Source organism: Cytobacillus sp. Hm23, from assembly GCF_051842895.1.
Classification (GTDB): Bacteria; Bacillota; Bacilli; order Bacillales; family SM2101; genus Nanhaiella.
Genome location: NZ_JBPXRQ010000003.1, coordinates 162,535 through 182,327, shown reverse-complemented (window position 1 = coordinate 182,327; position 19,793 = coordinate 162,535). Strand labels below are relative to the sequence as shown.

Annotated in this window: 17 protein-coding genes and 1 other annotated feature; of the genes, 12 read left to right on the top strand and 5 right to left on the bottom strand. The window is 32.6% G+C overall.

Annotation, left to right across the window (positions count from 1 at the left end; genetic code table 11):
• Positions 1–313 precede the first annotated feature (313 nt).
• A complete protein-coding gene (locus ACSVDA_RS03400; RefSeq protein WP_485880839.1) occupies positions 314–2,107 on the bottom strand; it encodes an ABC transporter substrate-binding protein in 1,794 nt (597 codons plus the stop codon).
• 893 nt (positions 2,108–3,000) lie between these two features.
• Between ACSVDA_RS03400 and ACSVDA_RS03395 the strand changes: the two genes are divergently transcribed.
• The 4 genes from ACSVDA_RS03395 (at position 3,001) to ACSVDA_RS03380 (ending at position 7,980) form a co-directional block, all read left to right on the top strand.
• Positions 3,001–4,242 (top strand): MFS transporter, encoded by a 1,242-nt coding sequence (locus ACSVDA_RS03395; protein ID WP_485880838.1) that lies wholly within the window; start codon positions 3,001–3,003, stop codon positions 4,240–4,242.
• Between the two features lie 707 nt (positions 4,243–4,949).
• A complete protein-coding gene (locus tag ACSVDA_RS03390) occupies positions 4,950–5,933 on the top strand; it encodes a phosphotransferase family protein (protein ID WP_485880836.1) in 984 nt (327 codons plus the stop codon).
• 218 nt (positions 5,934–6,151) lie between these two features.
• Positions 6,152–6,970, top strand: coding sequence for a GNAT family N-acetyltransferase (locus tag ACSVDA_RS03385; RefSeq protein ID WP_485880835.1), 819 nt, complete (start codon positions 6,152–6,154; stop codon positions 6,968–6,970).
• 560 nt (positions 6,971–7,530) lie between these two features.
• A complete protein-coding gene (locus ACSVDA_RS03380; protein WP_485880898.1) occupies positions 7,531–7,980 on the top strand; it encodes a GrpB family protein in 450 nt (149 codons plus the stop codon).
• A 404-nt stretch (positions 7,981–8,384) separates the two neighbouring features.
• On the opposite strand, the gene ACSVDA_RS03375 is transcribed toward ACSVDA_RS03380, so the two are convergent.
• Both ACSVDA_RS03375 and ACSVDA_RS03370 read right to left on the bottom strand, forming a co-directional pair.
• Positions 8,385–9,182, bottom strand: a complete 798-nt coding sequence (locus ACSVDA_RS03375; RefSeq protein WP_485880833.1) for an alpha/beta hydrolase family protein — start codon at positions 9,180–9,182, stop codon at positions 8,385–8,387.
• A gap of 619 nt (positions 9,183–9,801) precedes the next feature.
• The gene (locus tag ACSVDA_RS03370; protein WP_485880831.1) at positions 9,802–10,284 is read right to left on the bottom strand and encodes a hypothetical protein; all 483 of its coding nucleotides are present in this window, start codon (positions 10,282–10,284) and stop codon (positions 9,802–9,804) included.
• Between the two features lie 474 nt (positions 10,285–10,758).
• On the opposite strand from ACSVDA_RS03370, the gene ACSVDA_RS03365 reads away from it, so the two are divergent.
• Complete coding sequence (locus tag ACSVDA_RS03365; RefSeq protein ID WP_485880829.1) at positions 10,759–11,199, top strand: GyrI-like domain-containing protein; 441 nt, start codon at positions 10,759–10,761, stop codon at positions 11,197–11,199.
• 319 nt (positions 11,200–11,518) lie between these two features.
• Here the strand turns inward: ACSVDA_RS03365 and ACSVDA_RS03360 are convergent, their stop codons facing one another.
• Positions 11,519–11,710 (bottom strand): YbxH family protein, encoded by a 192-nt coding sequence (locus ACSVDA_RS03360; protein ID WP_485880828.1) that lies wholly within the window; start codon positions 11,708–11,710, stop codon positions 11,519–11,521.
• Positions 11,711–12,446: 736 nt separating this feature from the next.
• On the opposite strand from ACSVDA_RS03360, the gene ACSVDA_RS03355 reads away from it, so the two are divergent.
• The 3 genes from ACSVDA_RS03355 (at position 12,447) to ACSVDA_RS03345 (ending at position 16,081) form a co-directional block, all read left to right on the top strand.
• Positions 12,447–13,394, top strand: coding sequence for a serine hydrolase domain-containing protein (locus tag ACSVDA_RS03355; RefSeq protein ID WP_485880827.1), 948 nt, complete (start codon positions 12,447–12,449; stop codon positions 13,392–13,394).
• A 743-nt stretch (positions 13,395–14,137) separates the two neighbouring features.
• A complete protein-coding gene (locus tag ACSVDA_RS03350; protein ID WP_485880826.1) occupies positions 14,138–15,034 on the top strand; it encodes an AraC family transcriptional regulator in 897 nt (298 codons plus the stop codon).
• Positions 15,035–15,199: 165 nt separating this feature from the next.
• Complete coding sequence (locus tag ACSVDA_RS03345) at positions 15,200–16,081, top strand: alpha/beta hydrolase family protein (RefSeq protein ID WP_485880824.1); 882 nt, start codon at positions 15,200–15,202, stop codon at positions 16,079–16,081.
• 258 nt (positions 16,082–16,339) lie between these two features.
• Here ACSVDA_RS03345 and ACSVDA_RS03340 read toward each other — a convergent pair whose 3' ends face one another.
• Positions 16,340–16,603: a hypothetical protein gene (locus ACSVDA_RS03340; protein WP_485880823.1), complete on the bottom strand. Its 264-nt coding sequence runs from the start codon at positions 16,601–16,603 to the stop codon at positions 16,340–16,342.
• Positions 16,604–16,968: 365 nt separating this feature from the next.
• Here ACSVDA_RS03340 and ACSVDA_RS03335 point away from each other — a divergent pair, with 365 nt between their 5' ends.
• From ACSVDA_RS03335 to ACSVDA_RS03320, 4 genes are all read left to right on the top strand, one after another.
• Positions 16,969–17,178 carry a hypothetical protein gene (locus ACSVDA_RS03335; RefSeq protein ID WP_485880822.1) on the top strand — a complete coding sequence of 70 codons (210 nt, stop codon included), beginning with the start codon at positions 16,969–16,971 and terminating at the stop codon, positions 17,176–17,178.
• 132 nt (positions 17,179–17,310) lie between these two features.
• Complete coding sequence (locus ACSVDA_RS03330; RefSeq protein ID WP_485880821.1) at positions 17,311–17,694, top strand: VOC family protein; 384 nt, start codon at positions 17,311–17,313, stop codon at positions 17,692–17,694.
• A gap of 236 nt (positions 17,695–17,930) precedes the next feature.
• Positions 17,931–18,147: a binding site (T-box leader), on the top strand.
• Positions 18,148–18,202: 55 nt separating this feature from the next.
• Positions 18,203–18,646: an HIT family protein gene (locus tag ACSVDA_RS03325; protein WP_485880820.1), complete on the top strand. Its 444-nt coding sequence runs from the start codon at positions 18,203–18,205 to the stop codon at positions 18,644–18,646.
• Position 18,647: 1 nt separating this feature from the next.
• The gene (locus ACSVDA_RS03320) at positions 18,648–19,457 is read left to right on the top strand and encodes a PP2C family serine/threonine-protein phosphatase (RefSeq protein ID WP_485880819.1); all 810 of its coding nucleotides are present in this window, start codon (positions 18,648–18,650) and stop codon (positions 19,455–19,457) included.
• The last annotated feature ends 336 nt before the right edge of the window (positions 19,458–19,793 follow it).

Sequence of the window (19,793 nt, the reverse complement as noted above, 5' to 3'; positions counted from 1 at the left end):
TCTAAATCTAAAAAGAAGAAAAAATTCTTTTGAATTAAACTGAGATAGGAGAACTAGCAAACAAGAGGAGAAAGCTTGGGGTTCCACCTTGTAAAAATAATGATAGGAAGATACGGATGTACAAAAACTAAGCAGTTGTGATTATCAACATCTATGTTTATCCAGTTAGGACAACTACGTTTTAATAATTGTCTTCAAAAAATTCTTGAGTTAATTATCAACAGTTAATACACCTAAAAGGTCAATCCAAAATTTGATTGACCTTTTAGCTATTATTAATAATAGTGAAGCTTTTTGTTTGTTAATAGAGGGATCATTTTTCCAACCACAAGTCTCTATATTCTATCCAACCGAGTGCATTTAGAGAGACACCTTTTAAGCTGTTATGATGTACTGCATTTTGTCTGTTGTGATATAAAAATATAACGTTATAGCTGTTTCTTATGATATTTTCAATGTTATTAAATATTTGCAAACGCTGTTCTTTATTTGATGTTTTTAATGCTGTTGTTATTAAGTCATCTATTTCTTCTTCATATTTTTCTCCTATAAGAGAACCGATAAATGAACCGTTCTCTTTGTATACACCGATTAATTCAATTTCAATATTTGCATCAAATACTTCACCTGCTACAATAAGATCAGCTTGCATCATAACATCCTTTTTTCTTAATTCCTCGATTGGAAATATCGATATATCGATGTGAACACCTAGCTTTTCAGCTGCCCTTTTTATCCACTGAGCATCTTCGATATTTAAAGGCATTTCATAAGTATACAAATGAATGGTTTCTCCAGAGTAACCACTTTGAGCTAGTTTTTCTCTAGCTTTATTCATATCGTAGTCGTTAATATATGTTGATATTTGATTACTGGACAGGAAACCACTTGCAGGTTTATGCCTTAGTCCACCAAGGTCTTCTATTAATGAGGCCCTATTAATTGTAAGATGAAATGCTTTACGAAAATTCACATTTTGATATGGGGATTGTTTATGTAAATTGAATGCCAAATAAAAACTCTCATTTTCAAATTGGTTTAACTCATTGAAGCCTTCGCCATCTCTCAATGAATGAGTTATATGTAAATATTTAAAATTAAGTTTTTTTAGTTTGTGTTCAGCTTTAAAATCTGGCCATATCCATATTTCAATTTGGTCTAGATGAGCTCTTTCTTTGAAATAGTGTTCATTTACTTGTAATAATAGTTTAGACTTGTCGTTTTGTTTAATAGAGAATGGACCTGTTCCAACTGGGAGTGTTGTAAATTTTTCATGTTCATGTAAATCATTAGGGACAATAGACAATTTAGAAGAATTTAGAACATTTACAAATAAAGAGTTAGGTTCAAAAAGTTCAATCTGAATCGCATGTTCATGAATACAAGTAATTTTATTTATTCCGTTAACCATCCATTGATGTGGTGATTGCGTTTCAGGATTCTGTATTCTTTGTAAGGTATAGGCCACATCTAATGATGACATCGTTTTTCCATGATGAAAACGTATACCCTTTCGTAAATAAAATGTCCACACCTTGTATGTTTCATCATTAGTCCAATAATGGGCAAGGTGAGGTTCGATAGCTTTCGTTTTCGGGTTAAAGATAACCAATGTGTCAAATACTTGTTTAACGATATGAACTTCAGTTCGACGCATTGTAAATGCAGGGTCTAGAAATGGTATTGGTCGATAAAATGGGAATCGAAGGGTGTCCAATTGCTGTTTTGAACTTTCTTTTTGATGATACCCTAGTTGTTGTTCCAGCCAGTTGGAGAACATTACACTGCCTTCATTGCTGACATCATATCCATTTAATAAAGTATGCGCGCTATGTAAGTCACCTGACAAAACTCTATGTTTAGCAAGATCTACTAATAAAAGATCTTTCTCTTTTAAAAACATAATTTTAGAAGATTTCCCTCTACCTCTTCCAGAAGACCACTTTATCCATTTACGGTCTTCCATTTTTTTGATTAGATGATTGGTATTTCTTATTGTGCTATATAGAATTTCACTGATTCTCGTTAATTTTACTTCAATCCATTCCCCGTTCTGTTCGTTTGGAAAATGGGTTCGTAATTGTAGGTAGTGCTCTTCCACTAACATTTGTCACACATCCTAATAGGTAGATTTTTAAAAAGACGTTGTTGTTATTATCTTTCATGATTTGATTAGGTAAGATCACTGGAATCAAGTGAAAGCGAGATATAGTTGGATTAGGTATTAATCATGCTCTTACAATAACAAACATGTAGTAGCGAAGATGTGTTTGCGATCAATTTACTAATAATATATCAATTATACCCTTTTTTATTTTATTATTGACTATGCTAACCTCGAATATATATTTACTAAGGACGTTAAGACTAACTAATAAAAGTCAACGAAAGTAAAAGTGTGAGAGGGCTTAGGTTATATCCTTGTGACGTACATGGGAACAAGGATAAAATCTATGGATTACTTTGAGAGTTCTATAGTGGGAACTAGAATTACATTGAGTTCCATTCTTACGAGTCAACGGTGTGGCGATGTGGGGCATACAAATGTTAGTAAAAAGGTGAAAAACGTTAACAAATAATTGATTGTCACATAGTCTTTACTCTATATGGAGTAGGGGTTTTTTTAGAAACAATAAAGTAATAGAACACTTTAACTAACATAAAATCAAGCTTTCATAGATAGCTATGAAGCTCTCAACAGTGTAGTTTTTTCTTCATTCCCCACTGGTAGTTAGCTGAACGAGACAGTTGATACGAGATAAAAGGTGAAAAAACAATATAATTCTTTCAGCTTTATTTCACCTTAATTGAGTTTAAACTAATAAATAAGCTCTTTAGGTAAACTTTCTTGCTATAGTTCCTAAATTTAGAAGTTAAAGGTGTCATTTTATTCATAAATCATCTTTGTGTTGCTACGAAATCTAGTTGTATTTGTGTTTATTTATTAGTAAGAAATCTATACGGAAACAGCCAATAAATAACAGTAGAAAGGGGAAGATTATGAATCTACCTAAACCAAAAGAAAACATATCTATTCAACAAGAGAACGAACATTCATCACTATGGACGAATAAAAATTTTGTTATTCTTTTCATCACTGGATCAATTATTGCTTTTGGAAGTAAAGTTTATGAATTAGCGCTTCCGTTGATTTTATACACTTTAACAGCATCCTCAGTAGCTATGTCCACAATGAGAGCTATTGAATTTCTACCTAATCTATTATTGGCAATGTTTATTGGTGTTATCGTCGATCGTGTCAATAAAAAAAAGTGGTCTTTATGGGCGATCTTTTTACAAATTGTTGTGCTTTTTCTGTTATTCATGTTCATCCAAATTGGGTTTGAGAACTTAATTGTTTTCTACAGTGCTGGATTCATGTTGATGACTTGTAGTTATGCTTATTTTAATGCAAGGGCAAGTATCATTAAGCAAGTATTACCAACAGAGTTATTAACACCTGCTAACGCATCATTTGCATTTATTACTACATTTATTGGGATAATGGGCCCTGCAATAACAGGTTTAATATTGTTTTTTTCTAATTTGCATATCGGTTTACTTATTACAGCAATCGCTTTTACCGTTGCATTCTTCCTACTCATGTTATTGGATTCAAACGAAGCTGAAATAGAGAGAAATACAAATTTTCGTGAAGAATTAAAAGAAGGCTGGAAAGAACTTAGAAATAATAGACCACTCTGGCTGATCACTATTCTAGTGATCTTTACTAACTCCACTTCGGGAATGGTAGATACAATGATTATCTTTTTTGCTAAGGATGTATTACAACTGAATAATTCACAATTGGGAATCGTCTTATCATGTGCTGGTCTTGGAGGGTTGGTGGGGAGTAGTGTCGTTACGTGGATTCGCAAAAAAATGGCGGTCGGTGTGATTCTCGGAATGACGACATTATTATCTGGTTTAACATACTTTATGTTATTTATTGCAAATAACATCTGGGTATTAGGATTCAGTTTGTTTTTATACGGATTATTTGGAACGATTTCATCAATTTGTATTTGGTCATATCGCCAAGAAACAACACCACATGAACTCATTGGAAGAATTAGCGGGATTACTGGTTCAATGTTTAAGATTGGTATGCCTATCGCAATTATTGCATCAGGCTGGATTGCAGAGTGGTATAATCCTTCGCTAGTATTTTTACTTGCTTGTATTTTTAGTCTATTAATTTTTCTATGGGTTCGTAAATCACCTTTGTGGAAATTGATATAAACCTAAGAAGGGTTTTAAATAATTGGTAGCAAACAGCTGACTGAGTGAGCATATAGCATATTGAGTAGAAAAATATATCACCTTATTCGCATAGGTTATGGCATTTGGCAAGACAACTATGGCTAATCAGCTTGCTGAAGTACTTCGAAACAGAAGTGAGAACGTGATTGAAACGAGAATCTATCATTTTTATAATCCAAAAGACATTCAGTACAGACAGGGTAGGAGGCCAAAGCGTGGATGCCCATGATTATGAGTCTTTTAAGCAAAAGTTTCTTATGACGTTAGGACTACATTACCAAACAATCATCTTAGACTTAGGGAAGGAGCTTTCATTTTTTTAGTATGTATTATGTATCTATCGATCTTTGTTGAGTGAAAGCGTACTAAGTAGAAGTGATCAAAAAGAAATTTTCGTAAGTTTATTACCACAAGTATTTCTTCCCCATTTAAATTGCAATTAAATCGGATAACAGTAAACTTATAGGAAAGAAATCAAACAGTTATTTCACTATATTAGCTTAAGCTTGAAAAATAATAATGGAAAATAATTGAGATAGGCTCTCTCATTTGATACGGATAACCGTGTGGAAATTGAGAACGGATGAAACAGTATTCGTGAAGTGCATATCGTAAAGTATTGTTTTTAATATTGTAACAAAGAAAAGCATATACGTATTAATATTGAATGTTAGGAGTTGTATTATTTGAAAAAGGGTTGGGAGCGTTCAAATGAACAAATCATATTAAATAAAGATGAAATAACAAAAATGATCAAACCATTTTTAGATGGAAGAACACTAACTGATGTATCTGTGTTAAGTGGTGGATTAAATAACTCAAATCTAAAAATTACTACTGACATGAATCAATCATATGTTTTACGTTGTTATGCTCATGATGATATCAAAGGGAAAATTGAACAAAGTATTTTAAAATTTCTAAGAAATGATAGTCTAGTTCCCGATGTGCTGTATGAAGATTTTACCTGTAGAAATTTTAAAACGCCATTTATGATAATCAGCTGGATGGATGGTATACAGTTGTCAGAATTTATGACAAGAGATGAAAATTTTGATCTTATTAAGGATATAGCTCTGCAAATAGGGAAGTACTTAGCTACATTGCACTCGATAGAGTTTTCTCAAGGTGGTTTCTTTGATGAAAGTTTAAATATAAATGAGTCTTTAGAAATTAATTCAACACTCTATGGGAAATTTATTTATAATAGCATCTTTTTAGAAAATGGAAAAAGGTGGTTGGGTGAAGAGTTTTCTAATAAAGTTTGGGATTTCGTTAAGGAATTTGCATATTTAATGGATGATCTAGGAAACCAATCTGCTTTAGTACATTCTGATTTTAATCCATTAAATATCCTCGTGAATTCTAATGAGAAAGTAGTAACATTATCAGCAATATTAGATTGGGAATATGCTTTTAGCGGTACCCCTTTAGTTGATATAGGAAATTTATTGCGTTATGAAAACACATCTAGTAAGATTGTTCACCCACTTATATATGCTTATAAAGAATCTGGGGGAGTATTACCGAGTGATTGGTTGAAAAAGGCCAAACTATTAGACTTAATTGCTTTATGTCAATTGTTAAATAATAAGAAAAGTCAACCTAAGAGAATTGAAGACATAAAACGGTTAATTCTTTTAACAATGGAACAGTGGAGTGAATACTAAATATAAGTAACTAAAGGCTAGATATCATAATAGAGAGTAATTTTATTCTAAGATTACTAAAGAGTTACCTCCCTGAGAGTCAATATAAAGGCTTCTTTTTTTTGAAAAGACCATAATCTGGAGTAAGGAAGGAAAATGATTAAGTCACCTTGAATTCTAAATTATGCCGTTAGGGGCAACTGTCCGGCGTAATATTCAAAATAAACAGAGGTGAGCTGATGACTATTTTAGTATCTAAAGAAAATGCTGTAATGGTTGAACAATCTGAAATAGACGCATTGGAAGATAGGCTAACATTAGTTAAAGAACTAGAGGGAAATCCAATGGGTGTTGAAATAAAAAAGTTTGGGAATGCAGTTGCTTTCTCTGTAAAGAATATTCCTGGACCTTCTTTTAATACTATTAAGGGGATCTGTAGTAATAATGTTGAAGACATCGATTCAATGTTAGATTTTTACTCTAGCAGGGGTATTCCTGCTAGATTCGAAATTGCTCCAACCAATTCAACTACAGACCTTCTTAGAACCCTAAGCATTAAAGGTTATTTTCAAAGTGGGTTCCATACCTCTCTTTACCGAGGGTTGGATGAAGACGTACAATTAGCTAATGAACGACAAACTTCTATACTTATCCAAGAAATTAGTAAAGATGATTTTAATATTTATGGAGAAATTTACACTAAAGGGTTCGGTATGCCTTCGTTCTTAAAAGACAATGTTACAGAAAATAACGAGGTTCTTTTAAATAACGGTAAATGGACATTTTATATAGCAAGTGTAAAAGGAGAGCCAGCTGGAGTTGGAGCCTTATTTGTGAAAAATGGAGTGGCTACTTTAGCTGCATCTGCCACAATTCCAGAGTTAAGGAATAAAGGCGTTCAAACTGAACTTATAAAAAAGCGAATAGAAAAAGCAATTGAATTAAGATGTAAAATAATTGTCGGACAAGCTGCATATGGAAGCGAGAGTCAAAATAATATGGAACGAGCAGGGTTGAAAATAGCTTATACAAATGCTATTTGGGAGAAATTCAAGTGAATTTCCTATGTTCAAGAAAAGGAGAGCTTTAGTGAAAGCCTTTATAGAGGAGTTCCCTACTGGAGACACTGAAACAATGATGTTTGTCCATTAGCCTTTGTTTATGAGTATGCACTGTATCGTTAAGTATGGAAGACACACACTTTCTAATATTTGAAGTACAAAAAATGTGTTGTACCGAGACTACCTGACAAACTTGACCCTAATCAAAAAGAATAGATTCACATGTCTAATTTAGAGAATGTAGAGCTTTATGCCAAGCTAGGAAAGTAAATCAAAGATTACACAAATATTGATATGCTTCAAGAACATAAGGTTATACTCGAAACTACACAAAAAATAATGCCATAATCTTCAGCCTTATGACGCGATGACCTTAAAATCATCGTGTTTTTGTATACACCAGAAAGTTGTTGTAAGCAACAAATCATTTTAGGAATTATAAGTATTAAATAAAAAAGTAATATTTTCATAGGTGGAATAAATATGACAAAACCAATTGTTGTTCTTAGTAATTATATCCAAATTGGGATAATCAATTTGGATATGAAAAAAATAGAATTCTTAATGTTCTAGGTGATAAAATTGTTGGAATCGAACATATTGGAAGTACTTCTATAAAAGGATTAGATGCTAAACCGATAATTGATATTATCGTAGGTGTACAAGATTTGAATGAGATATCAAACTTTGTTAGTCCTTTAAGTAAAATTGAATATGAATATGTCCCTCAACCTGAGTTTAAAGACAGAGAGTTTTTTAGGAAAGGATTATGGAGACAGGGTACTTCGCATCTACATATTTGTGAATTTAATAGCAGTGAGTGGATTGAAAAATTATTGTTTCGTGATTATCTTAGAGTACACCCCCATGCAGCAAAAGAGTATGCCTCACTAAAACAAGAACTTGCTTTTAAATATAAGTTTGATAGACCGACTTATACAAAGAAGAAAGAACCGTTTATAAAAACGATTATAGAGAAGGCCAGGAGTGAGATAGAAAGTAAATAACATCAGTTATTTTAGTATCAGTGGTGCTTGTGAAGAAGAATTAGAAATCTGAGGATGAAGCAACTTTTATTTATTCCGAAATCTGGCGTTAATCTGCAAAAGGTTAGCGTCAATTTCGTTTTAGGGCCATTATCTTGAAGGTTAGCAGGCGCTGCTCAGTAATTTTTTAGTTAGGAGAATTTCAATTTCAATCTGTTTGTTGAAAAGTGATAAAAGGATCATAACTATTAGTCAGTATTCTTCTAATTAGGTATGATCCTTCTATGGATAGAGAAAATTTAAGCTTTCAAAGAAGAATTTATGATAACTCTGCCACTATGATACCTGCTGGAACGTAACGCAATGTATTATACTCCCTGGCATCAAACATTGTGTTGTAATTCTGTAGAAGCGTTGCCGATTTCTTAATTGTTGACTAGGAACAGAATCTCTTCTTTGACTGTTTGCCAGGCGGAAGAGGTAGTATTTGTCAACATGAGATGTTCTGCAGTAAGAAGGTTAACATATTTTACACTATCTCCTGCACTTTCTGCTTCACGGTGAAAGTGATCACTAATTCCGATCGGTACGTGGATATCAAGTGCACCATGAATAAGTGTTTGGTGGACACCGATTGGAAGAAGTTCAACAGGAGAAGCATGTTTGTAGCGCGTTGGATATTCCTCTGGCGACCCCCCAATTAATTCAGCTGTTGGATTATCTGGTTCGCGAGATAGCACCTTGTCACGATAATGATGCACACCATGCATCATTTCAAGGTCGTTCACTCCGGCAAGGCTAACAGTACCGCGAATAGAGATAGGGTCTTCGATGAAAAGCTCGCTATCCCTTGCAATACGATGGCGTGCAGCAATCCAGGTCGCGAGATGACCACCAGCGGAGTGACCAACTGTGACAACTTTATTCAGGTCGAGTGGATAAGATTTTGAAAGGGTACGTATATAGTCACTCGCATTCGCAGCATCAATTAATGTACCTGGCCAACCTCCACCTTCTTGACCAGTGCGACGGTATTCAATGTTCCATGTTGCGATCCCGCTTGCTGTTAAATCCTGAGCAGCCTTTCTCATTCTCTCAAGCGTGACTCGTTTTCGCCAGAATCCACCGTGAATGACAATGGCGACAGGATGAGGCCCTTCACCTTCAGGAAGAAGTAGTTCACCAAATTGATTTTGGTTTGTTCCGTAAAATATTTTTTCCATTCTTCTTTCACCTCAATTGTTGATGATTGATTCCAATTTTATTAAAACATAGTTTTCATTCGAAACAAAGTTATATTAAGAAAGCTGTTAGTCTACTTTGAGGAGGGTATCCCTCTGTCCATGAAGGAAGAAAATGGTTGCTAATTCATTTGAAAGATTTGTCTCAACAACACAACTTTGCTCGTTATTTTTAAGATTAAAAAGTTATCGTTACTGGATAATAATTAACAAGTAAGTATTCTTGATTAAACACAAGAGGACTTTTCTTGAAAATTGAATTTGTAATATAAATGAATGTATATATGATATTGTGAGGGAATTTAAAGCTAAATTTAATGGAGAAAGAGAGGGTAAAGTTATGTTGAAGAAAACGTTAGATGTCATTTTAGTATTAATGGGTATTACTTCCTTCTACATCATTTGTTAAAAAACTAGGAAATAATCCTAGTTATTGGCACAGAAAACTATTCAAGAGCAAAAGCTATAGGTATTGTATCTGAAAGACAAAAAAAATCTTAGATTGAATAGGAGAATTCCACCTTTTTTCAGACAAAAAGAGGCTTGTGGAAATGAATAACGATGAAATGAACTTTTTAGCTAATAATATTAAATTCCATAATCAATAGGTTAAACCCTTACTATCAGCTTCTTTCTCTTTACTAGTCCCAATAATCCCAGAACCGATAACAATACCTATAGCTGTTCCAAAACCTGGACCTAGAGCTACACCGACGCCGATATTATCTATACCCGATCCTATAACCATTCCCATAATCAACCCAATACCACTGCCCATGGCAATCCATATACCTACATAACGTCCTATTAAAGCTCCTTTTTCGACATACCCGAATTCTTTTTCAACAGCCTCCTGGATGTTGTGAAAATATCGTCTATACACTTTAATTTTGGTTTTATTGTAATGTTGTATGACTTCTGTTAGAAGTTTCTTTAATTCATCAAAATCACTCAATAATTTATGATTAGGTTCATCTTTAAGCATGTTTAGCATTCGTAGCAATACATCAATCTTAAGTTTCTTTTTCTTTTGTTCATCCAATTCTTTTACTAAATTTTCTATATCTATAATATATTCCTTCATTTTTCCACCCCTTGATTAACAGATATAGTTTACCTATGGCTACACCTCAAATAAAAGCAGTGATCATGGTACAAGGATATATATTTTATATAGGTACTTTTTTGCTCTATTTTGAAAAAAAATTTAATAAGTTAAAATTGTTTTAACAATTGATATGCCTAAATTGATCTAATTATACATGAGGAGTAATTAGCTCTTAAGGATTATACGGGTGATAACAAAGTGTAAATTTGGATAAATAATGAATGACAAAGAAAGTCAAATATATAGTTAACAAAAGTTAGTTTGCGCAGGATTCGTTAACAGAAGTTACCTTATTATTTTTAAAGAGAAATAAATTTTATAAAATATATGAAAAAGATATTTGACATTAAACTAACTTCAAGGTTTAGGATATACATATGGTAATAAAAACCTATCAATACCTAATACCAGTAAATGGACTCTAGAATTATATTATCCGGGGGAGAAAGTATGGAATTTAAAAAGCTTGAAAAAACATTTAAAATTGTCGGAATGAAAAATAAAGGGGAATTTAAAAACTTTGGAAACGAAGTACCGATGAATGCTCAGAAATTTATGAGTAGAGTAGACGAAATCTCGAACCACATAGGAACAGAAATAGCCCTCTTTGAGCCTAAAAAGGGTGATGACCATCTTGAAGGAGAATATTTTGTAGGAATTCTTGTGCCTGATTCTATAACGGAACTTCCTTCAGAAATGGAATATATTGAAGTAAAGGATGAATTTGTTGTAACGAGAGGGAGTATCATGGAAGTCGGTGAACTTCATTCTAAATTAGGAGAATGGGCGAAAGAACAAGGGTATCATAATAAACAAGGTTCATACATAATAGAAACTTATCATCCTATAGAAAACGGTGAAGAGGTGGAAATCTATATACCCATCAGCTAGTTACAAAAGAAACACATTAGGTATGATAATATGATGGATGCTTACTAACAATCTGTGGCAGACATAAAGAAAAGAAAAGCGTTATTTTCATTTTATTTCCAGATTGATGGTCGAAAATAATATTTTTGATAGATTAGTACATAATGATTTCAAAAAATGCAGGAGGGTTTACCTGCTTTGATGCGTAATCTTATAGCTACATAATGTAATAATGCCAGTGATTGGTTCCAGTACATAGCGCATTTCTAGAGAAAGAAATGCGCTTTTCTTAATGAATTGGGCAAGTGAAACGCAAGGTAGAAGAAACAATGTAAGGTAATCACATTCCCCGTTCTTCACAATATTCATCAACTAGCTGTTCAATTTGATTAAGCTCTGGATATTTACCAGAAAAGGAGAATTTTACTTCATCAACAAGCTGCCCCTTTTTATATACGTGAATTGCCCCATTTTTCTCAATTAAACTATATTCAGGTTCAAATCTATATCCATTCCGGTCAATTGCACCCATTTGTTCATAACCAGCTCCTTAAACGTAAGTTAACTCTGCATTTATTATTGCACGAATTATACATTAATAATCTCAATTCTTTCTGTCCATTCTGAGTTAATCAAAAATGCCAACTAGAACTTTAAAACCAATAACTAATTGATGAAATCTGTGATCACATTATAATAGTAAGTTTTTCAAATAAAGCAATAAAGCGCCTTTCTTTATGGATGTGTCTATATATTAGAATTCGTTAAATTGGCTGTTGAGAAATAGCTATCTTACATGAAAGGGAATTAGGTTGATCTAATTCCTTTAATAAAGAAGGAGAGAATTCATTGAATAGATAAAGAAAAATTTTAAAACTGGTTTACAAATTCCATAAAATACAATATCATGTAAATTATTAAATTGATAAGGAGGCTCTTCAAAATGGTAATCATGAAGCTTATTTCAACGAATTTAATAAAATACTTTGAAGACCCTCTAACGGATACTTCGCATTAATCTTTTTTACATGTGTAAGCCACAGAGAGTCTCTCTATGGCTTTTTAATAAGATGGAATTACTATAGTTTACAATTAAACTCAAGTACTCCTGTCTAGTATTAATTTGTTGTCAAGCACATCCCTTTAATATTAGAAATAACTAAAAAGACCATAACTGGTCTTTTTTATTTTGTCCATAAGACATGATTAATAGAGAAGATAACATTATTAACAATGATTTCTTGGTAAAGAGAAAGGAGTATTGGAAAATGAATCAAGATCAATTAAATAAGGAACTGAGGAAAAAGAAAATAAACGCGGTTTACATTACTCATAAGGGAAAGAATATATATGAATATTACAAAAATAAAAAACAAAAGGACAAACTTCATAAAATAAACTCATGTACAAAAAGTGTCATATCTATATTGATTGGTATTGCGCTAGATAAAGGATACTTAGACTCAATACATTTGCCTGTACATAAATTTTTTCCTGAACTTTTTGAAGCTCAGGAAGACAAGAGAAAAATGGACATAACCATATATCATTTATTAACTATGACCGATGGACTGCATTTCCCAGAGTTTGGTGAATGGAATTGTTTTGCTCCAATGACATATCATAACGATATTGTTAAGTTTGTAATTGACCGCCTAATGGTACACTATCCTGGAAATCATATGAACTATAATTCAGGTTGTTCCCACGTTTTATCAGCAATAATACAACAAGTAACAAAAATGAAAACAGAGGATTTCGCAAATGAATATTTATTTAAACCGTTAGGAATTCAACAATACCATTGGTATGCTGATAAAATGAAAATTAACAAAGGTGCGGACGGGCTTATGTTAAAAATTGAAGACATGTCGAAGATTGGGCTATTAATGTTGCAAAATGGTACGTTTAATGGAAAGAAAATCGTATCCTCACATTGGATAAAAGAAGCTACAACTCCTCACTTATGTACATATGATTACATTGGCCATTACGGGATGCACTGGTGGGTGAATAAATTAGACGAGGAACAAGAATTTTCATATGATAATACTTTTTACTTCGCACTAGGTTTTGGAGGGCAATATATAATTATTTCTCCAACAAAAAATCTTGTAGTTACAATAGCTAGTGAGACGTATGATGATAGTTTCAAGCCAATGAAAATTATTCGTAATATCGTGTTAGACAATAAATTTGGAGAAAATGAAATCTAAAATAGATGGCATGAATGCCTGACACGGAGAACGGCCCTTCATTCTACAAATGTCATTATGGAACACAGTGATTAATAAGTCGCATAGTTCTAAGGTAAACTTAGCTTACTATTGGATTACAAGGAAAGGTTATTAAACAACCTGGCTTTTGAAGGGAGCCCACAATCAGATGATTTAATAAAAAGTGCACCGTTAACTTAAAAGGTTTGTTTGAATTAGCCCCTTTGTTATAAAACACAAAGGGGATTTTTTATAAAACTATGTAGTTGGCTTTACAAGTATACGGGAGATTCTTTGTGAAAAATTGAGTAATCAAACAATAGAAATGTTATTCATGGAATGGGCGGGTAGATAGGTGATCTAAGGGCTAGCTTTGTTAAAGTTTTTCACCTTATATTTAGCGCATTTCTCAAACTCAAGAAATGCTTTCTTTATGTATGGGGACATTTACTTGAAGATTGTTTACTTTTTACACTAAATTGAACATTCTATATCGTAGTCATTTGAGGTTTGCTAATTGTGTACGCCTAATAATGAACATAATAACTATGATGAATATTATAGAGCTGTATTTGCAGCTTGGTTGAGTTTTCAATTGTGAAAGGTATCCTTGAAAATGAAATAGTTATAGTAAAAGATGATTAATATAATGAATTTTACGTAAACCTACAAAAGCAAAAAACGTCAAGAAATCTCAAGCTGAAAAAGATAGAATTAAACAAGAGAGGAGAGTTAAACTACAAATGGGATATCATTATTCGATTCAGAAAGTGATTGATTATATTGAGTTAAACCTACAAAATGACTTAACACTTGAAGAACTAGCCAATAAAGCTAACTTTTCAATCTATCATTTTCATAGAGTATTCCATACGTTGGTAGGAGCATCTGTAATGGAGTACGTTAGAAAAAGGAGGTTAGTACAAGCAGCTTATAAAATTTCCTGTACAGATATTCGAGTAATTGATATTGCTTTGGAAAATGGATTTAGATCTCATGAAACGTTTACACGTTCTTTCAAAAAATTATTTAAAATGACACCTAGCGAATATAGAAAACGACATATTAAAACACAATTATATCCAAAGGCAAATGTACTGCAGCGTCGATATAATCCCTATTTAGGGGGAATTGAAATGGATTTTCGTATTGTTAAAAAGCCAGAATATAAAGTTGTTGGGTATGAGCTAAGAACGACAATAGATGATGGAAGGAATTTTAAAGAAATTCCACATTTTTGGAAGGTGTATAAAGAGCGAAATTTGGGCGGTAAGATAAAAAATTGTATTCATAATGACACAATGGTTGAGTTAGGCATTTGTACAGATTTTAATATAGAAACTGGAGAATTTTTATATATAATTGGAGCAGAAGTGAATGATTTTGATCAAGTAGAGGAAGGTCAAACTTTTAGAGTATTTCCAGAAACAGAGTTTGCTGTTTTTACTACACCAAAAGTAAAACCAGCAGATTTTAGTAAATCAATTCAAGAAACTTGGCGTGTAATATATGAAGAATGGTTCCCACACTCTGGTTATGAACATGCAGGTACTACCGAGTTTAGTGAGAGGTGTAATATAAATTCCCAAAATTTATTACAAAATAATATTTATGTTCCTATAAAAAAGGTTTCGTTCTAAGTTAATTAATGATACTCAACTACAATTCTAAGTATTTCTTATTTAAAATTTGAATCCCATCTGTGGAATAGATCATTTCTATTTTTAAGGAAAGAAGAAGCTTAGGTATTTCATTGAGTTGGGATATGGGTGAAAATAACTCTATATTAATAGGAGCTGGATTTTATGAATGAAGAAATGTTTGCCGGCTATCGAAGAGTCGAGCTTACTGACGAACAATTAGATGTAACATTTTCAATATTTGTAATGTATCCAACGAATATTCCCGCAAAAGTGGATAACATTGGACCATATCAATTGAATATTTCGAGTGATGCTAAACCTCAAGAAGGTATGTTCAAATTGGTGTTAATATCTCATGGCACCGGTGGCTCACCTTTAGTTTATCGAACGATTGCTTCCCATTTGGCTCGCAAAGGATTTGTTGTAGGAATGATTGAGCACCCATTTAACAATATAAACAACAACACATTTGAAGGAACTATGGATAACCTAACGATTAGGCCAAAGCATATTTCTATGGCGATCGATTGGTTCTTTAATAATAAAAATTTCATGAAAATTTTAAAACCTGATTCTGTCTCAGTTATCGGACATTCTATGGGAGGGTACACAGCATTAGCTGCAGCAGGAGGAGTACCAACCTCTTTTCCATATGAATCTTCTGATGGAAAAGTTCATTTTATTAATGTTACACCAGATTACAGAATTAAATCTTTAATTCTGTTAGCACCAGCTTCAGTTTGGTTTAAAGATAAGGGTGCTTTGCAAGACATAAACATCCCTATTTTGATGTATGTAGGGGAGAAAGATCAAATTACACCTTATTTTCATGCAGACATTATATTGAATGGGATACCTGACAGTACAATGATCCAACATAAGATTATTAAAAATGCAGGACATTTCTCGTTTCTTAGCCCATTCCCAAAAAAAATGACAAATTCATCTTTTCTTCCATCACAAGACCCACCTGGATTTAATAGAAAGCAGTTCCACCATGAACTAAATGAAGAAATTACACAATTTTTATTTGAAAATCTATAATGAAAATAATGACATTGTTAAAATATACTGAGAAGGGTGAATGTACTAACTCATGGTTATTCATGGTGCAAGAATGTTGTAAAGCTAGAATAATAGTAATAGCATTAAAAAACAGAGAACCAAAATTGACTAGTTGAACTCTTAATCCGAATGACCTCTGATAAAGCATAAGAGAAGAGTTGATTTATATCTAATAAGAACTGCATAAAGAACCTGTAGGAAAGGTAGAAAATCCTTTTTATGGCCTTGCTATATTTTCTACTGGTTATTTTTCTCGTACTCGATCTCTTCTTGTTCTTTGACTTTCTCAACTAATTTATAATAAACATGATGATCAATAAAGCTTATTAAGGAAATAAGAAAAGCATACGGACCTATTACTCTTCTAATAGGAGTGTCTAACACGTACAACACTATTACTGACACGCTACCTATCAATACAACATAATTCAGAATCGACATCCCCCAATATTTACGCTCTGATAACTTCATTAACATTATTATTGTTTTGTTTTCTATCATAAAAACTACTTCCTTTCCAGATTCTCTTGCTATAATTCTACCACTAGTATTTTTTATTTAATAAGTTGCTTCAACATGTTTTACTATAAATCTGAAATAAAGATAAGCATCTTTTTATACGCCATATTCTGTAAAAATGGATTGCTTAAGTACTGAACATTTGAAATAATCAGTGTAAAGCATTGATTATTGTTTTCATATTAAGAAGCAAAACTTACACAAAATGAGTTCGTGGCATCTTTTCTTCTGTACAACTATGCCTAACAATTTAAAGTAACTTTTTTTAGCACTAATTTGATAACAATAGCAACAATGTTTACGAAATGAGCCTTTAATGAATGTAAACGGTTGTAAAGGAGATATTTATGATTAAGAGAAAAGAATTCACAGCTAAAGAATATATAGACACATCTTTAGTTTACTTTATTATCTCGGGAGTAATGTTTTTAGGAATGATAATTGCTATCTTAATTGAAGGTCTGGACAAAAGTGTCATACCAATACTTCTTTTGATAATAACATCTTTTATGGTGGGAGTTTCATACAGAAGGAAAGGAAAAAAACAAAGTTTGTAACGTGTATTGTTATATAAACTATTGTCATATTATTAAGTAATAAGAAGGATAAATGGTATCTAATTATCACCAAATCAAGTATTATTTTATCAAGAATAGTATTTTGTTTGTAGACAAGGGAGGCTCTAAAGTATGAAAATCGTTGTTACTAGTATATTCGTACAAGATCAAGACAAGGCACTAGATTTTTATTCAGGAAAGCTTGGATTTGTAAAAAAGGAGGACGTTCCTGCCGGAGAATTTAGGTGGATAACACTCGTTTCTCCCGATGACCTGGACGGTACAGAGCTTTTACTCGAACCGAATGAACATCCTGCCGCAAAAGAGTATCAGGAGAAGATATTTGCCGATGGCATCCCAGCAACAATGTTTGGTGTTGCAGATATTCAAAGAGAGTACAAACGATTAAAGGAAAAAGGCGTAAAGTTTTCTATGGAGCCAACAGCAATGGGTGAAGTGACAATAGCTATCTTCAATGATACATGTGGCAACCTAATTCAGTTAGTGCAGAAGTAACCTATTACTAATCAGCAAGGTTTTTTACTGCGACATAATCTAACTTACCGAGAAATCAACTATATTTACATAAGAAAACATTATCTCTAAAATTCAGGAATAATATTCCCTTGATCATGTGAGAAGGTTGGGTAACGAAAAATTTACAATAGTTAACTGTATTGAGAGAATTCGGCTTTATAGAAAAATATTTACAAATTGAATTTCAATATATAGAATTTTAAAAAATATATCAAATAAACGCTTTGATTAGGAGTATTAAGGACAAGTTATTGTATAGAGAGCTGTCGGAAGGTGCAAGACAGTCAATAACATCCCCAACTCGCCTAGGAGTGGATAGATGGATATTTAAGTCTATACGGTTAACTTCCGTAACAAAGTCCTAAGATGTTTCGTTTAACGAAAATGAAACAAGAAGAGTGGTACCACGATGAAAATCCTATCGTCTCTTTATGAGATAGTAGGATTTTTATTATATAAAAAAAGAATTTATATGAGGTGAATTATTGTGGAAGATTGTTTTATTTGTAACAAGCATACTGGAAATATTCAAACTTCAGGAGTAACCATTTATGAGGATGATTTTGTTTATGTTAGTCACATCGATCAAGATGGCAAACCACATTATTTAGGTCATATAATGATTGACTTAAAAAGACACATTCCAACACTCGGTGATATGACAGTTGATGAAGCACAGGTATTTGGAATGGTCATGGCAAAAGTAAGCAAAGCTCTTATAGAAAGCGAAAATGCTGAACATGTTTATTCATATGTTTTAGGTGATGCAGTTCCTCATCTTCATATGCATATAGTTCCACGTTATCCAAATACCCCGAAAAAATATTGGGGACCTTCAGCTGTTTATGACTGGGAAAATGCTCCTATGGGTGATAACGTCGAGGTTGTAAGGCTGTGTAATCGTTTAAAAGCATATTTGGAGAATCATTGATATGGGAAATTCCATTAGTGAATTTAGTTGGGTTGGGAGCCAAGCAAATTTCGTAGACTTAATAAATGTAAATAATTTTAAGCATGTATCCTTAGGAAGGTTCGGTGGTAACTCCCTGGAAGGTCAGTATAAAAATGAAGATGGCTGCTTAATTTGGATAGATGAAAAAGCAAATTGGGAGTTTACTGTTATTTTAGATGCACATAATTCAGCCCAAAGTGCTGAATTAGTATTAGAGCAATTCTCAAAGAGAAAGTCAGATATACAACTTATATTATCCTTACCATATGAACAGACATTAAAAAATATAGAGGGAACAATTCTAAACTTGTTTCAAGAAGATGCGTTTCTTACTGCTTGTCGAAAAGTTAAAGGGGAAACAGCTTGTCTGATCGTTCTAAGAAAGGATAAATATGTTTGGTGGTTTTCTATAGGAGATTGTATTTCTTACGTATTTCATCCAGAGCTTGCGAATCTTGGTCAGTATCAAATAAATCAACGGCAATTCTACGAATGGGTTGGACTAGTCAACACATTTGACCAAGTAGTTCCCTGTTACAGTAGTGGTATAAGAGAACTAAGAAAAGGAATAAACTGTATATTTTTAACAACTGATGGGCTGATTGAATGTCCTAAAGAACCGTACTCTTCTCCGAAAGAGATTTATAATGTAATGAAAAGTCAGCAAATTGATGAAGGAATTCTAAAATTATTAAAAACTATTAAGGGAAATAATGTGAAAGATAGTACAACAATTATTTCTTGGGAAGTAAAAGTAACAAAAGAAGTGGCAAGACCAAGTGAAGAATAAGCTTATTCAACTTAAGTGAGCAGTTTCTTAATGTCCAGATAACTAATAACAAATGCCTCTATTTGTAAACTTTGTTGCTATAGTTCCTAAACTAGAAGTTAAAGATACCGAGTTCTCTCAACAGTCATCAAGAAGAAAAGATACCACGAAATCTAGTTGTTTTCGTTTTTTTTATTCGTATGAAAAACAACAACCTATGAGAATAAGCCAAAAAAAATAATCTATCTATATGGCGCCTTTCTAGAAGAAGAGCTTCTTTCTTCATTGAAAGGGCCATTATTTATTATCTTAGGAATCATCAATACTAGTGTTTAAAATAATCTTAACCCACTATAT